The sequence below is a fragment of the Nonomuraea sp. NPDC052116 genome (assembly GCF_040680035.1).
In the GTDB taxonomy this organism is placed as follows: domain Bacteria; phylum Actinomycetota; class Actinomycetes; order Streptosporangiales; family Streptosporangiaceae; genus Nonomuraea; species Nonomuraea angiospora_A.
The window spans coordinates 124,758-139,863 of record NZ_JBFAWA010000013.1 but is presented as its reverse complement, the minus strand read 5'-3'; the positions used below and the strand labels follow the sequence as shown (position 1 = coordinate 139,863).

General features: G+C 73.1%; 14 protein-coding genes. 8 read left to right on the top strand and 6 right to left on the bottom strand.

What is annotated here, in order from left to right; genetic code table 11:
• Positions 1–152: 152 nt before the first annotated feature.
• Positions 153–1,859 (top strand): exo-alpha-sialidase, encoded by a 1,707-nt coding sequence (locus tag AB0L65_RS25605; protein WP_364249523.1) that lies wholly within the window; start codon positions 153–155, stop codon positions 1,857–1,859.
• On the opposite strand, the gene AB0L65_RS25600 is transcribed toward AB0L65_RS25605, so the two are convergent.
• Positions 1,847–2,494 (bottom strand): DUF4142 domain-containing protein, encoded by a 648-nt coding sequence (locus AB0L65_RS25600; RefSeq protein WP_364249520.1) that lies wholly within the window; start codon positions 2,492–2,494, stop codon positions 1,847–1,849. The genes AB0L65_RS25605 and AB0L65_RS25600 overlap by 13 nt on opposite strands.
• A 147-nt stretch (positions 2,495–2,641) precedes the next feature.
• On the opposite strand from AB0L65_RS25600, the gene AB0L65_RS25595 reads away from it, so the two are divergent.
• Positions 2,642–3,100, top strand: coding sequence for a pyridoxamine 5'-phosphate oxidase family protein (locus AB0L65_RS25595; protein ID WP_364249517.1), 459 nt, complete (start codon positions 2,642–2,644; stop codon positions 3,098–3,100).
• On the opposite strand, the gene fxlM is transcribed toward AB0L65_RS25595, so the two are convergent.
• Positions 3,093–4,274, bottom strand: coding sequence for a methyltransferase, FxLD system (gene fxlM / locus AB0L65_RS25590; protein WP_364249514.1), 1,182 nt, complete (start codon positions 4,272–4,274; stop codon positions 3,093–3,095). The genes AB0L65_RS25595 and fxlM overlap by 8 nt on opposite strands.
• 123 nt (positions 4,275–4,397) lie before the next feature.
• On the opposite strand from fxlM, the gene AB0L65_RS25585 reads away from it, so the two are divergent.
• The gene (locus AB0L65_RS25585) at positions 4,398–4,685 is read left to right on the top strand and encodes a Fe-S cluster assembly protein HesB (RefSeq protein WP_364249511.1); all 288 of its coding nucleotides are present in this window, start codon (positions 4,398–4,400) and stop codon (positions 4,683–4,685) included.
• Positions 4,686–4,728: 43 nt separating this feature from the next.
• Here the strand turns inward: AB0L65_RS25585 and AB0L65_RS25580 are convergent, their stop codons facing one another.
• Positions 4,729–5,709, bottom strand: coding sequence for an acetylxylan esterase (locus AB0L65_RS25580; protein WP_364249508.1), 981 nt, complete (start codon positions 5,707–5,709; stop codon positions 4,729–4,731).
• 125 nt (positions 5,710–5,834) lie between these two features.
• On the opposite strand from AB0L65_RS25580, the gene AB0L65_RS25575 reads away from it, so the two are divergent.
• A complete protein-coding gene (locus AB0L65_RS25575; RefSeq protein WP_364249505.1) occupies positions 5,835–7,070 on the top strand; it encodes an alpha/beta fold hydrolase in 1,236 nt (411 codons plus the stop codon).
• A 59-nt stretch (positions 7,071–7,129) separates the two neighbouring features.
• Here the strand turns inward: AB0L65_RS25575 and AB0L65_RS25570 are convergent, their stop codons facing one another.
• A complete protein-coding gene (locus tag AB0L65_RS25570; protein ID WP_364249502.1) occupies positions 7,130–11,146 on the bottom strand; it encodes a hypothetical protein in 4,017 nt (1,338 codons plus the stop codon).
• 168 nt (positions 11,147–11,314) lie between these two features.
• Here AB0L65_RS25570 and AB0L65_RS25565 point away from each other — a divergent pair, with 168 nt between their 5' ends.
• Both AB0L65_RS25565 and AB0L65_RS25560 read left to right on the top strand, forming a co-directional pair.
• A complete protein-coding gene (locus tag AB0L65_RS25565) occupies positions 11,315–12,238 on the top strand; it encodes a MerR family transcriptional regulator (protein ID WP_364249500.1) in 924 nt (307 codons plus the stop codon).
• Between the two features lie 30 nt (positions 12,239–12,268).
• Positions 12,269–12,934, top strand: a complete 666-nt coding sequence (locus AB0L65_RS25560; protein WP_364249498.1) for a TetR/AcrR family transcriptional regulator C-terminal domain-containing protein — start codon at positions 12,269–12,271, stop codon at positions 12,932–12,934.
• A gap of 2 nt (positions 12,935–12,936) precedes the next feature.
• Here AB0L65_RS25560 and AB0L65_RS25555 read toward each other — a convergent pair whose 3' ends face one another.
• A complete protein-coding gene (locus AB0L65_RS25555; RefSeq protein ID WP_364249496.1) occupies positions 12,937–13,128 on the bottom strand; it encodes a DUF1918 domain-containing protein in 192 nt (63 codons plus the stop codon).
• A gap of 140 nt (positions 13,129–13,268) precedes the next feature.
• Here AB0L65_RS25555 and AB0L65_RS25550 point away from each other — a divergent pair, with 140 nt between their 5' ends.
• Positions 13,269–14,069 carry an MFS transporter gene (locus tag AB0L65_RS25550; RefSeq protein WP_364249494.1) on the top strand — a complete coding sequence of 267 codons (801 nt, stop codon included), beginning with the start codon at positions 13,269–13,271 and terminating at the stop codon, positions 14,067–14,069.
• Positions 14,053–14,328, top strand: coding sequence for a hypothetical protein (locus tag AB0L65_RS25545; RefSeq protein ID WP_364249492.1), 276 nt, complete (start codon positions 14,053–14,055; stop codon positions 14,326–14,328). Before AB0L65_RS25550 ends, AB0L65_RS25545 begins: the two co-directional genes overlap by 17 nt.
• On the opposite strand, the gene AB0L65_RS25540 is transcribed toward AB0L65_RS25545, so the two are convergent.
• Complete coding sequence (locus AB0L65_RS25540; RefSeq protein WP_364249818.1) at positions 14,285–15,058, bottom strand: aldo/keto reductase; 774 nt, start codon at positions 15,056–15,058, stop codon at positions 14,285–14,287. The two genes, AB0L65_RS25545 and AB0L65_RS25540, sit on opposite strands and share 44 nt — an antisense overlap.
• Positions 15,059–15,106: the final 48 nt, after the last annotated feature.

The following is a 15,106-nucleotide window of genomic DNA, read 5'->3' as shown; positions in this document are numbered from 1 at the left end:
TACTTAACAAAACCAGCATGGGTCCCCCGCCGCCCGATCGGCGGCAGCCGTGAACCCGCGACTTCCCGCAGGTGAATCCGGTGTTACGGAGCGTGGATCATCTAGAGTCCGAACGGTTCGGTCAGTTCGGGAGAGATGCGGGGAGCGAGCCGGTGTGGGTGCCAAGATCCGTGGTCGTGGCCTTGTCGGTGGCCGCGGGACTGCCCGCGCCGCCCGACGCGACGCAGGCGGCGGCCGGTTACTGCCAGCTACCGGATCACTCCCAGCCGTCCATCCCGGGCGAGGCTTACCTGATCGATACTGCTTCCTCACCTGACTGGATCCATCCCAATCCGCCGCCCGTCGACCGCGAGCCGACGGAGTCCGAACGGCTCGACTTCGCGGGCTTCCCGAACGTCTCGGTCCTCGACGTCGTGGGCCCCGGCGGGGCTCCCCGGCAGAAGGTGATCAGCACCTTCACCACGAACGTGGACCAGATCGTCACGCTCACCAACTCGGTCGCGGTCTCCGACGACGGCGGGCTCGCGTTCGGCCCGGCGAACCTGACGCCGCTCCGCGAGGCGCCCATCCAGCTGCTCGACGGCCGCTACTTCGCCACCGAGTACTACCTGCAGGTCACCGGCCCGCACACCGGCACGCTGGGCGTGCTCACCACCTCGTCGCTGGAGGACGGGGAGAGCTGGGTGCGCTCGGAGGCGGCGCTGACCACGCCCGGCGAGCTGCTGCCCGGCGGGGCCACGCACGGGCTGCCGGTGCAGCTCGCCGACGGCACGATCCTGATCACGATGTACGCCCAGTACCGCGACACGGGGACGTACCAGGCCGAGCTGTACGCCAGCCGGGACGGCGGCCGGACCTTCGAGCGGCGCGGCGTGATCGCGCCGCCGTCCGACGGGCTGGTCTACAACGAGGCGAGCATCGCGCAGACGATGGACGGCAGCCTGCTGGCGGTGCTGCGCCGCGACGGCGGCCGGTTCTCCACGCTGCACCAGAGCCGCTCCACCGACGGCGGGCGCACCTGGTCGCCGGTCGGCGAGCTGCGCTTCGCGGGCCAGGACTGCGTGGTCCGCGGCGTGGCGCCCCGGCTGCTGCTGATGCCGGACGGCGTCCTCGTGCTCAGCGCCGGGCGCCCGGACAACTGGCTGGCCGTCTCCCCCGACGGGCTCGGCGCGGAGTGGCTGGAGCCGCGGGTGACTTACCACAACCGCGACGGCATCTGGCCGGTCCACGGCTCGTCCGGCTACACCGGGATCGCGGCCCTCGGCCCGCACCGGCTGATCCAGGTGTTCGACAACTGCAAGCTGCCCGGCGTGCGCCGCGACGGCCTGCTGGACGAGACCGCCTGCCCGGCGCACGGGCGCTTCGAGAACCACGGCTGGTACGCGATCAAGCGGCAGCTGTTCACGATCGATCCGCCCGGCCCCGGCCTGCTGGACCTGGCCGCGATGCGCCGGACCGGCCGGTTGGGCGTCGAGACCACCATGCGCTGGTCCGGCCGGCCCAGGAGCCGTCCCGGCGGGGCCTTCGACGGCAGCACCGGCTACTGGTCGAGCGCCGTCGCCCGGGGCCGCGGCCGGTACGTGCTGCACCTGGACCGCCCGTACGCGCTGACCCGGATCGGCCTCAGCCTGCGCCCGGGCCATCCGGCCGGGGCCCGCGTGTACGTCTCCGAGGACGGCCGCTCCTGGGGCGAACCCGTCGTCACGATCACGGACCGGACGGACTACGCGATGCGGTACCAGGAGATCGACCGCACCGGCCGGCACATCAAGATCGTCACCGAGCCGACCTCCGACTGCGAGCCGGAGCTCGGCCGGACGTGCAGCATGCTCAACGAGATCGAGCTCTACTCGCCGTGAGGCGTCTCCGGTCCCGGGGTCGTCTCCGTGGGCGTGCCGATGGACGATTCGGTGGGCGACCCAGTGGGCGACCCAGTGGGCGACTCTGTGGGCGTCTGCGTGGGCGGGCCGCCTCCGGACTGCCGCAACGCGGTCAGGTGCGCCACCAGCGCCGGCTCGGCCGTCCTGGCCAGCGCCACCACCGTCGGCGAGGTCCCGTGGGAGATCTCGACCTTCGTGGCCGCCAGCGTCTGCTGGTGCGCGTTGATCATGGCGGCCGTGAAGTCCTGGTCGAACTCGTCGCGCGGCGAGTCCTGCAGCTCGGCCAGCATGGCGCGCTGGTCGGCGCTCGGGGACATGGGCAGCGGGATGCGGAGCCGCGTGGCCGCGTTGGTCACCTGCGTGTCGAGCTTGGTGTGGTCCACGACGAGCATCTTGCCGATCGCCTTGATCCGCGCCGTGCTCCCCTTGCCCACCCCGAGCTGCCCCGCCTGGACCTCGGCCAGGTTGGCCTCGTGGATGCCCCGCATCCAGGCCTTGTCCTGCTCGGACGGCTGGGTGTCGGTACGCGACACCAGGCCCGCGGTGTCCGTCGGCACGTCGGCACAGCCCCCGAGAGCGGCGAGGGCCACGGCGGCCAGCAACAGTGTGCGCATGAGCATTTCCTATGACATTGTGATACGACTCAAATACAGTGCGTAATCACCCCTTCCCCCAAAACCCGACATCCCACCCCCGGGCGCGCGGAGCCGGGCGCGAACGATAATGACGACGACCATGAGGCCGATGTGACCGGAGCCCGGATGACCCAGCCAGATCCCCGCACGCCCCACCAGCGCAAGCGGGACACCCTCGACCGGCTCGAGAACGACGTGGACGCCTGGGTGGCCACGGCGGACGAGGGCGGGGTGCCGTACCTGGTGCCGTTGTCGTTCCTGTGGGACGGCACGACCCTGCTGATCTCCACCGCCAGCGCCAGCCGGACCGCCCGCAACCTGCTGGCCTCCGGGCGGCTGCGCGTGGGCGTGGGGCTGGTGCGCGACGTCGTCCTCGTCGAGGGCACGGCCGAGGCCGTCCCCGAAGCCGAGATCCCGGCCGAGGTCGGCGACGCGTTCGCGGCGAAGACGGGCTTCGACCCGCGCAAGGAGCCCGAGTCCTACCACTACTTCCGCATCACGCCGGTGCGCCTGCAGGCCTGGCGCGAGGCGAACGAGCTGCGCGACCGCGACCTCATCCGCGACGGCGGGTGGACGGTCAGTTGAAGGTCACCACCAGGGTCGTGTGGCGCTTCGGGACCACCGTCCCCTGACCGTCGTCGCCGGCGCGCCCGGGATAGGCCCCGGGGTAGGCATGGATGCGCAGGTCGCCCGTCTCCGGGCGGCCCGCCTCGTTCCAGGCCCGCACGTGCCCGGCCAGGTCGGCCGCCAGCGCGGCGCCGCCCGGCCCGTGGCCCTGGGCCGCCAGACCGGGGCCGGTGGGTCCCCGGCCGCGGGCCACGTGCGCGCCCCGCCCTCCGAGCAGCGCGATGGCGTCACCGTCGACGAGGCCGATGCTCATGCCGTACCCCTGCCCCAGCCTGCCGGTCAGGACGCAGCACCGGGAGTCGCGCAGGGCCAGCCACAGCGTGACACCCGGCCCGTACGCCACCTCCTCGCCCCCGTCGACGGCGACCTCGTCCGGCTCGTCGTCGAGCGCGGCCAGCACGTCGCCGATCTCACGCCACTCGGGCAGGCCCAGCATGAGCTCGGGATCCTGGCGCAGCACCACGATCGCCTCGGGCCCGGCGAACGCCCCGCGCATCCGCATGAACCCGCACGGCGCCACCGACCGGCCGGCCCAGTGGTCGCCGGCGCGTTCGAGGGCCACGGACACCTGCACGCCCCGCAGGTCGAGCGGCGCCACCAGCCGCCCGCCCGCGCCCAGCTGCTCCAGCCACGCCGGGGCCAGGTCCCACACGCCGACCGTGGCGATCACGCGGTCGTACGGGGCCCGCTCCGCGTACCCCTGGACGCCGTCCGCGCCCACCACCTCCACCCGCTCCGCCCCGGCGGCGGACAGGTGCCGTCCGGCCCGCGCGACGATGTCCTCGTCGATGTCGACGCTCACCACGTGCCCGGCGGGCCCGGCGAGGTGGGCCAGCAGCGCCGCGTTGTAGCCGGTGCCCGCGCCGATCTCCAGCACCCGGTGCCCCGGCTCCACGCCGAGCTGGTCGAGCATCGTGGCCATGATCGCGGGCTGCGAGGACGAGCTGATCGGCCGGCCCGCGTCGTCACGTTTGGTGACGATGGGCACGTCACGGTAGGCGTCCTCGGGGTCGACACCGGGCACGAAGAGGTGGCGCGGCACCGCCAGCAGCGCGGCGGCCACGGGATCGCTGATGTCCTGGCGTTTCCGCAGGTGCGCCACCATGGCCTGCCTCTGCTCCGCGAAATCCATGGCCCCCATTCTCCACAGGGAGCTCCAGGAAATCTGAGTAAAGAAACAGTCAAGAAGGGTTGAGCCGCTGAGTTGGGGGAAGGGCAGGCAACTCCTGAACGTCGACCGTGAGGAGGAGCCGTAGTGCTCACCCTGACAGCCAACGCTGCCCAGGCGATCCGCGATCTCACCGCGTCCGCGCCCGAGCCTGCCCAGAGCGGGATTCGCATCTCGTCTCAGGGAGAAGGCGCGAGTTCGCTCACCCTTACGCTGGCCACCGCTCCGGAGCCGGCGGACGAGGTCGTCGAGGCCGAGGGGGCGCGCGTCTACCTCGACCCCGTGGCCGCCACCGTATTGGAGGACAAGTCACTGGACGCCGGAGCCGACGACCAGGGGAGCGTGTCGTTCCTGGTCAAGGATCAGATGGCGTGACCTGGGCGCCCGCCGTGCCGCACCGGCACGGCGGGCGCGCCCATCAGCCGTCGCTGAGGAGCTTGTGGAGGTAGCGCAACTGCTCCTCCGTCTGGAAGCCGCCGCCGCCCTCGTGGCCGTTCCAGGGCCACACGGAGATCTCCTTCGGGCCCTGCCAGTGGTTGTATCCGGCGAACACGGTCGACGGCGGGCAGACGTCGTCCATCAGCGCCACCGAGTAGAGCGCGGGCACCTGGCCGCGGGCGGCGAAGTTGAGCCCGTCGAAGTACGACAGCGTGCGGAAGACCTGGTCGGCGGTGTCCCTGCGGGTGGAGAGGAAACGCACCAGCTCCTGGTACGGGTCCTTCCCCGTGATCTCGACCGCTCGCCGGAAGTGGGTCAGGAACGGCACGTCGATCAGCGCCGCCTTGACCGCCGGGTGCAGCGCGGCCGTGGCCTGCGCGATGCCGCCGCCCTGGCTGCCGCCCGAGACGACGACCCGGCTCGCGTCCACCGCCGGGTGCTCGAGGGCCGCGTCCACGGCCCTGACGGCGTCGGTGAAGACGCGCCGGTAGTAGTAGTCGTCCGGGTCGAGGATGCCCCGGGTCATCATGCCCGGCGCCTGCGGCGAGGCGCTGCCGTGCGGGTCCCCGGTCGCGCCGGGGCTGCCGGCGTTCGCGCCGCCGTGGCCGCGCGTCTCCATCACGAACACCGCGTACCCGGCCGACGGCCAGAACAGGTGGTCCTTGGCGAACCCGCGACCGCCGCTGTAGCCGATGTAGTGCATCACGCACGGCACCGGGCCCTCGGCCCCGCGCGGCACCAGGAACCACCCGTTGATCCGGTGCCCGCCCCAGCCCGCGAAGGACACGTCGAACACGTCGACGGTGGCGAGGGGCAGGTCGTACGGGACGTACTCGGCGCTCAGGTCGAACTCCCTGGCCTCGGCCAGGGTGCGCGACCAGAACGCGTCGAAGTCCGCGGGCTCGTCGCGTTCGGGGAGGTAGCTGCGGAGTTGCTCAAGCGGCAGGTCGAACAGTGGCACGGAATCTCCAGCCTTGTAGAGGGACGCTGATATTTCACCTCATCCCGCCGGTAAGCGCTATCCCACTCCGCGTCCGGAATCCCATCCACCTGACCGAAACCCGTGGAGTGCACTAACGTCCCCTTGTGGCTTCTTTCGCCAGGCTGGCCGGACGGGCGGTGGCGGGCGCCGGGGTGCTGGCCCTGTCGCCGGTCCTCGGGCTGGCCACGTTGGCCGGGATGGCGATGGTGGGCGCGGAGGCCGCCACGTTCACGGTGACGGGGCTGGCGGTCTTCGCGTCGGTGTTCTTCCTGGGGCTGCTGCTGTGCGTGCCCAGGCCGAGGGCCGTGTGGGGGCGCTGGTTGCGGGCGCTGGTGATCCTCGGGGTGGAGGCGGCCGTCGTGTGGCCGGTCGGCGTCGCCACGCTGCGCCCGCCGCAGCCCTCCGCTCCCCCGGCGCCGGTGGCGGGGCAGCGCGAGTGGCGGCTGCCGACGGGCTCGGAGCTGGCGTACGTACGCTTCGCGCCGAAGCGGGTCACGCGCCCCGACCCCGTGGTGTTCCTGCACGGCGGGCCCGGCGTGGCCGACCTGGCGGCGTCCTCGGCCTTCTTCAGGAAGCTGACGGCGGACGGCTACCAGGTGTACGTCTACGACCAGCTCGGGGCCGGGCGCTCGGCCCGGCTGCGGGACCCGCGCGAGTACGGCCTGACGCGCGACGTGGAGGACCTGGAGGCCATCAGGCAGACCGTGGGCGCGGACCGGCTGAACCTCATCGCCCGCGACTACGGCGCGCAGCTCGCCACCGCCTACCTGGCCGCGCACCCCGACCGGGTGGCGAAGGCCGTCCTGGCCTCCCCCACCGGGCTGCCTCCGGCGCGGAAGCCGGACGGCGAGGTCGAGCTGGCGGCGATGTTCGGGCCGGGCGGCTCGCCGGATCCGCGCCTGCTCGCCGTCTCCACGCTGCTGCGGGTGGACCCGCAGGCCGCGCACGCCTTCGCGGGTGACCGGGAGCTGGACGCCTACCTCGGCCTCGTCCGGCAGGGGGCGCCGCACCCGTGCCCGGCCGCCGCCGCGACCGGCTCCGGGGGTTACGTCGGCCTGACCGGGCGGACGGCGCCTTCCTCGCTCCCGTTGAGCCTGTCCGAGGCGAAGGCCCCGGTGCTGATCGTCAAGAGCCGGTGTGACGAGGAGGGCTGGACGTCGGCCATGGCCTACCGGCGGGCGCTGCCGTCGGCCACGCTCGCCTACCTCGACGACGAGGCCTCCACAAACGCCTACGCGAGCGAGCCGTACCTCGGGGTCCTGCGGGCGTTCCTGTCCGGGCGTCCGGTGAAGGCGTACGAGGGCGAGCGCCCGCCGCCCGGCTACCGCGGCCCGAGCTGACCGCCGCGCCGGGCGCGGCGGTCAGCCGGGTGAGCAGGCCCGTGAGCAGCAGGGCCGGGTCAGCGGGAGGCCGGGCGGCGCTCGGGGTCGCAGCCGCCCGCCTTGGTGCCCGCGACCTTCCACTCCGCCCCGGGGAACGGGCTCATGAAGTGGGTCAGCAGGTCCACCGCGTAGTCCGGCACCTGGCCCCCCGGATCCAGCAGCGACACCATCTGGGGCCCGTCGGCGCCACGCAGCGTGATGGAGCTGGACCCGTTCCCGGCCGCGAAGCCGGGCTTGGCGTCCACCGTCACGCACGCCAGGCTGATCCCCGCCGCCTTGATCTCCTGCTTGGCCCCGATCCGCCGCATCCGCTGGTCGTAGCGGCGCAGCGCGAGCGAGTCGGTGGGGGCCAGCCGCACCGAGTCGCGGAAGACGTCGCTGCCGACCTCCCTGCTCAGCCGCACGTCCAGGGAGACGTCGGGCCGCAGGTCCACCCCCTTGGCGGCCAGCTTGAGCTGGCCGTAGTCGCCCTCGAAGCCGGGCGCGACGTACCCGAGGGCCGGGGGCGCCTTCAGCCCGAACGGGACCTTGCCGGGCCGGATGCGCAGCCACGACACGCGCCGCGCGTCCAGCGACAGGTCCTTGACCGCGCTCGCCTGCAGCCCGAACTTCCCGCCGACGTTGTAGGTGAGGAAGCCCGTCGTGTACGGGACCTCCTTGCTCACGGAGATCTGCTGCGGCGCGACCGCGTCCACCCGCAGCCCCGCGTGCAGCGACAGGCGGCCCGTGGGGACGGGACGGGAGACGAGGTCGAGCGACTGGTCGGGGTTCATGCGGATCGTGGTGTCGGCGGCCAGGTCCTTGACCGCGAACGACACGTCCCCGAGCCTGCCCTGCGGGTCCACGAGGCCGCCCTCCACGCCGAGGTAGCCGTCGAGGGTGCTGACGTTCGACTTGTAGGTGAGCGCCGGCACGCTCAGCCCGGCGGCCGAGGCGTCGGCGTCCACCCCGAACGAGGCCGGCACGTCCGCGAAGCGCAGCTCGCCGGTGCCCTTCCCGGCCAGGGTGACCTTGGCGTCCAGGCGCTTGACGGCCGCGGAGTTGTTCACGCGGATGCGGGTCTGGGCGCCGTACGTGCCCTGGACGGACACCGAGGCCGGCACGGGGTCGATCGACACGTGCCCGCGCAGGTCACCGGCCTCGGCCTGCACGTCGAGCGCGCCGAGCGTGGCGGCGGGCTCGATGCGGTACGCGGCCTGCACGGCGTTGCCCTGCGCCACGCCGAACGGCCCCAGCAACATGCTGGTGATCCGGGAGGGCAGCCCGGTCAGGGTGGCCCTGGCCTTGACGGGCACGGGTGAAAGGACGCTGCTGGCGAGGTAGACGCCGAGGCTCTTGCGCCGCGGGCTGAACCCCGAGAACGCGAACGTCTTACCCGTCATGTCCACGGTCACCTGGTCCGGCAGCCCGCTCACGTCCAGGTATCCCTGCAGGCCGAAGCAGCCCCGATCCGGCGTGCAGAACGGCCCCTGGGAGCAGCCCGCGGATCCGGCCGCGCAGCCGCCGTCCACCAGGGACACGCCGCCGGGCACGGCGGGCGCGGCCCGCATGCGGTCGAGCGCCCCGGCCTTGCCGAGCCAGGCGCGGGCGCGCACGTCCAGGCGCGAGCCGGCATAGGTGAGCTTGCCCCCGTCGGAGGTGACCGACAGGCGGCCGGGCACGGGCCCGAGCGTGCCGATCAGGCCGAAGCGGGCGTCACCCTGCGTGACGTCGGCGTCCACGGCCAGCCGCTGCCGGGCCGAGCGGAAGTCCGCGCTGAACCCCTGCGCCCCTGCGCCTTTCAAAGGGGTGAACCCGACCTGCTTGAGCCCCTTCACCAGCACGCTGGCGTCCAGGTCACCGGTCGCCTGGCTGTAGTGGGCCGACAGGTGCGGCCCGGTGGGGGCCTTGGCCCCGTCGTGGTTGGTGAACGCCACCTCCGCCGACCCGACCGGACCGGACAGACCGCGGAAGCGGTACGAGGCCGGGTCCCACGAGGCGTCGAAGCGGGCCGGCACGCCGCTCACCTCGGCGGCGGCCCTGGCGTACCGGTCGCCGAGCTTGACCCTGGCCAGGGCCGAGACCTTGGCCACCGGCGCGTCCGCGGTCCAGGTGAGGGTCCGGGCGCCCGTGTCGGCGACCAGCTCGACGCTCTTGCGCACACCCTCGACGGTCGCCTCCAGGTCCTCCCCGGACGGCGAGGTCACGTGCGCTTTATTGGCATAAATCTTGATCTGGTCAATCTTGGCGGACGTGGCGACCTTGACGGTCGAGCGCTCGCCCAGCTCCCACGACGCCTTGACGTCGTCGCGCACGCCCAGAACGGTGCCGTCGACGGTGGGGCCCTTCTCGAGATTCGCATAGGCGGCGCGGATGCTGCGGATCACGCCGCTGGCCTGGTATTCGGCCTTCCGGCTCGCGGGGTCGAGGGTGACGTCCACGGTGGCGGGCGTGTTGGAGATCTCCAGGCGGGCCACGTGGGTGCCGTCGATGCTGGCCGCCCCCACGAACGAGCGCCCGCTGGAGCCCACCTCCAGGTGGGCGTGCGGCACGGCCCCGTACGTGACGTCGAACCCGGACAGCCCCGACAGCAGCCCCGACACCCCGACCGCGTCACCCTTTTTGATCATGGTGACGTGGCCGCCGCGCGGGCTGGAGATGGCGCCCTCGTTGCGCTGGAGCACCACGGAGAACCGGCCGATGGGCGAGCTGGTCGTGTGCGTGACGCGGTGCTCGGCCAGGTCGTTGACCAGGCGCACCTTGGCCGGCAGGTCGCTCAGCTCGGTCTTCAGCACGGTCTTGTCCGCGGCCCGGTCGAAGAAGAGCAGGGAAGCCGCCCCGGCCCGGCCCTTGGCGGACTCGACGGTCAGGGTCTGCTTGCCGTCCGCGGCCGCGTACTTGGCGGTCAGGGTCGGCGGCACCTTCCTGACCTGGGCGCTCAGCACCCCGGCCAGCTTGCCGTCACGGTAGGTGAAGCTGTGCAGCCGGGCGCGGGCGATCGAGGACGGGCTGGTGAAGCGGACCTCGCCGTCCGACAGCCGCACCGCGGCGCGGGCGGGCATGCGGTCGAGCACGGCCTGGGTGAACTGGCGGCCGTTCACCGCCAGCGCCTCCAGCTTGGCGGGCGCGGAGGCGTGGACGTCCAGGGAGGGCGAGTCGAGCGCGGCGGTCACGCTGAGCTTCTCGGTGGCGGGCGTCTGGCGCAGGCTCACCACGCTGCGGCCGGTCAGCCCCGCGACCAGGGCCGCGGACTTCCCGGGATCGGTACGCTTCACGCTGGCCTTGACCCGCTTGCCCGTCAGGTCGACGCCGAACGTCCCCCAGTCGAAGGCCGACAGCGACGCGCCGTGCCGCAGGCCGTCGAACCCGACCGACACCTTGCCGTCGTACTCGGCCCAGACCAGCGCCTTGACCTTCGCCTGCGACAGCCGCTTGACCGCGAAGCCCAGCCCGGCCGCCCCCTCCATGGGGTTGGCCGTGGGCAGGAGGTCGGCGGCCAGGTCGGGCCTGCCGTCGCCGGTGACGTCGGCGACCGCCGGCGTGGCGATCGGCTGCGAGATCGAGCAGGAGACCGGCACGGCCTCGCTCTGGACGCAGAGCCGGTACGTCAGCCCCGGCACCACCTTGCCCAGCCCGCCCAGCCCGTCGAACGCCTTGAGGATCGGCGCCAGCGGCTTGATCAGCGTCAGCGGCTCGGCGTCCGCCGTGTCGGGCAGCACACTCCGGACGTCGGGCGCCTGCCTGCCGAAACCCTGTTCCTCCTGGACGGAGGCGGCCTCGGCGGTGACCTCGTCGATGAGCCGCGGCCCGGCGGGCGTGGTCACCTCGGGCTCGTCGGGCCCCACCCGCCCGGTGCCCGCGGGCCTGACGGCGAGCGAGGGCCGGGTCGGAACGCTGACCGCGGCGGCCGGCGGCTCCTGCACGGCGGGCACGGGCTGGACCCTCACCTGGGCGTGGCCCGGCGTCTGGGCCTGGGCACTCGGTGGCAGGGCCACCAGGACTGTGGCGCTTGCGATGGACGTCGAAGCGAGCACGCGCAGAAGGGCGTGCGGCATGAAACGTTCTCCCCCGGACCGGTCTAATTCATCCCATCAGAAACATAGGTCACGATGCGACCACATCTCCTCACAGGTAGTCAAACCCGCCTGGACATGGGACCCCAATTTTCAGGATCACTGGCAAGCGGTTGAGTCTCCACCTAGGGGAGGCGGGAAGGTGGAGACATGGCGCTCTACTCCATCGGTGACCTGGCCCGGCGCACCGGGCTGACGGTCAAGACCATCCGGTTCTACTCCGATCGGGGGATCGTGCCGCCTACCGACCGCAGCCCCACCGGGTACCGCCTTTACGACCTCGACGCCGTCGCACGCCTGGAGCTCGTACGGACGCTGCGCGACCTCGGAGTGGACCTGCCCACGATCCGGCGGGTCGTGGCACGCGAGGTCTCGCTCCCCGAGGTCGCCGCGGCGCACGCCGAAGCGCTGGCCGTGCAGATCCGCACGCTCCGGCTGCGGCGCGCGGTGCTCACGGCGGTGGCCAGGCGCGGCTCCAACCCCGAGGAAATGGATCTCATGCACAAACTGGCAAAACTCTCCGAGGACGAACGCCGCCGCCTCGTCGACGACTTCCTGGAGGCCGCCTTCGACGGCCTGGACACCGTTCCGGGGTTCGCGGGGATCATGCGCTCGATGACGCCCGAACTGCCCGACGACCCCTCGACCGAGCAGGTGGAGGCCTGGGTGGAGCTGGCCGAGCTCACGCAGGACCCGGACTTCCGGGCCGCCGTCCGGCGCACGCTCGCCCGGCACGCGGCCGAACGAGGCGAGGCCGACGCGCCCCCGCGCCCCGACCCCGCCGCGCTGGCCCGCGACCACGCCCGCCCGGCCCTCGCGGCGGGCCTCGCCCCCGCGGCCCCCGAGGCGGACTCCGTGGTGGCGGCGGTCGTGGCCGCGTACGCGCGTGACCGTGGCCTCCCGGACTCCCCCGCCCTCCGGCGGCGGCTGCTGGACCGGCTGGAGGAGGCGGACGACCCGCGCAGGGACCGCTACCTCGAACTGCTGGCGGTCATCAACGGCTGGACCGCGCCGGAGCCGCTGAGCCCCGCTCTCGGCTGGTTCACCGAGGCCCTGCGCGCCCGCCTGGGCTGACGTTCCCGGCAGGTCCAGTACGGTTTCACCGTGGGTTCATCCGCCGACCAGCAGCCGCCCCGCCGCCGCGCCTGGGGCAGCCTCAGCCAGGCGCAGATCGTCTCCGTCGCCCTGGAGATCGCCCGGGCGGAGGGCATGGAGGCGCTGACCGTCCGCCGCCTGGCGGCCGACCTCGGCGCCTCCCGGATGGCCCTCTACCGCCACGTCGCCGACAAGGACGCCCTCGTCGACCTGGTCATGAACGCCATCGCCGAGCACGACCTGGTCCCGCCCGGCATCGACGAGGGCCCGTGGCCGCACCGGCTGCGCCTGCTGGCCGCAGCGATGCGCCGGCAGCTGGCCGCGTACCCGGGCATGGTGGACGTGCTGATGACCCGGGCCAACCACGGCCCGGGCGCGCTCAACCTGGTCGAGACCATCCTGGCGATCCTGGCCGACGCCGGGCTCGACGAGCGGCAGGCGGCCCGGCACTACATGATCTTCATCGACCTCGTCCTGGGCAGGCTCCACCGCGAACTGCACGGCGACCCCGTGTCCGCGCACCGCACCGCGAGCCTGCTCGCCCTGGCCGGGCAGGCCGAAGATCACCCCCGGCTGCGCGCCGCCGAGCCCCACCTGCGCGCCGTCTCGGCCGAGGAGGTCTTCGAGGCCGAGCTGGACATGCTCGTCGAGGCCATCAGGGCGGCCGCCTCGTAAGGTCAGACGGAGCCGGCGGGCTGGACCACCGAGTCGGGTCCTGGGAAGACGAGTTCCTCGCGCCCGTCCTCGAACCGCACCAGGAACGGCGGCGCGCCGTTCTCGCCCCGGACCTCGATGATCTCGCCTCTCCTGTCCCCGTGGCCGACGACGTTGCCGTGGACGATCAGGTGGTCACCGACGTTCGCGCGCATGATGAGTTCCTCTCAGCTGGTCTTGGGCAACTTTGAGGTTCCTTCCCACATTGCACCCGCGGGGCCGTCCCGCAAAGGGCATGCCTTTCTCATGCCGCGGCTTGTGGACAGCCGTCCGCAAAACTTAGGGTCGCCTAACTATGATGAGACGGAAGATGGTGGTGGGGGCGCTGCTGCTGGCGGCGCTGACCGCGAGCCTCGCGCAGACGATCGTGATCGCGGTGCTGCCCGCGCTCGGGCCCGCGCTCGACGCCTCGGCGACCGCCGTGACGTGGGTGCTCACGGCGTTCATGCTGTCCAGCGCGGTGGCCACGCCCGTCGCGGGGCGGCTGGGCGACCTGCTCGGCCACCGCCGCCGCCCGGCCGGGTGCCCGGCGTCATCACGCTCATCCCCCGCGACGCCGCCGGCCGCCGGGTACGGGTTCGGCACGCCGGCCGCGCAGGCCGGGCTGGTCATGCTGCCGATGGCCCTGGCCATGCTGGTGGCCACGCCGCTGGCGCCGCGCCTGGGGCGGCGGTTCGGGACGCGGCTGCCACTCCAGGCCGGGGCCGCCTGCGCCGCCGTGTCGTTCCTGGTCCTGGCGGCCGTCCACGACCGGCTGTGGCACTTCCACGCCGCCGGCCTCCTCGTCGGCATCGGGTACGGGCTGGCGTTCGCCTCCATCGGCAACCTCGTCGTCGAGGCCGTCGAACCGCACCGGACCGGGCTGGCCACCGGCGTCAACACCATCGTGCGCACCGTGGGCGGCGCGGCCGGCGCCCAGCTCGCCGCCGCCCTGCTGGCCGCCGGCACGCCGGGCCCCGGCCCGGTGCCGGCCGAGTCCGGCTACACGACCGCGTTCGCGGCCTTCGCCGCCCTCGCCGTGGCCGCGATCGCCTCCGCCATCCCGCGCCGCAGTAGCGTCGAGGTGAGAGGAGATCTTCGTGAAGGTGATCTTTGATGCGATGGGCGTCCTGCACGAGCTCACGGCCGGCACCCGCGAGGCCCTGGACGAGCTGGGCGTGCCCGCCGGGCAGGTGTTGTTCGTGGATGACCGGCCGGTTAACCTGGCCCCGGCGCGCTCGCTGGGGATGCGTGCCGTGCTGTTCCGCAGCGACGACACCGGAACCCCGCCCGAGCCCGGCGTCGGGAGCATGCGGGAGCTGGTCGCCGCCGCTAGGGCTGGAAGGCGTCCAGGGCGGCCAGGTCGTCGGGGGTGAGCTCGACGGCGGCCGCGTCCAGGTTCTCCTCCAGGTGGGCGAGCGACCCGGTGCCCGGCGTGGGCAGGATGACGGGCGAGTGGTGCAGCAGCCACGCCAGCGCCACCTGACCGGCGCTCGCCCCGTGCCGCCGCGCCGCCTCCGGCAGGCCGTCGCGGACCAGTGAGCCGTTGCCCAGGGGGAACCACGGCAGGAACGCCAGCCCGCGCTCCTCGCACGCCCGCAGCACCGACGCGGACTCGCGGTCCAGCAGGTTGAAGCGGTTCTGCACCGAGGCGATCTCCGTGATCTCCAGCGCCCGCTCCAGCTCCTCCACGGTGACCGTGTCGAGGCCGATGTGCCGGATCTTGCCCTCCTGCCGCAGCTCGGCGAGCGTGCCGAGCTGGTCTGCCAGCGGCACGTCCGGGTCGATCCGGTGGAGCTGGTAGAGGTCGACGGTGTCGGTCTTGAGCCGGCGCAGGCTCGCCTCGCACATGGCGCGCAGCCGCTCGGGCCGCCCGGAGACGTGCCAGACGTTGGGGCCCGTACGGACGACGCCGCCCTTGGTCGCCACCACCAGATCGTCCGGGTACGGGTGCAGCGCCCGCGCCACCAGCTCTTCTGCCAGGTCGGGCCCGTAGTTGTCGGCCGTGTCGACGAGCGTCACCCCGCGTTCCACGGCGCGGCGCAGGATGGCGACGGCCTCGTCAGGGGTGAGGCGCGGCCCCCAGTAGCCGGGCCCGGTGAGCATGCCGGTGCCGTACCCGAGCCGGTTGACCCGCAGCTCGCCGGCGATGTC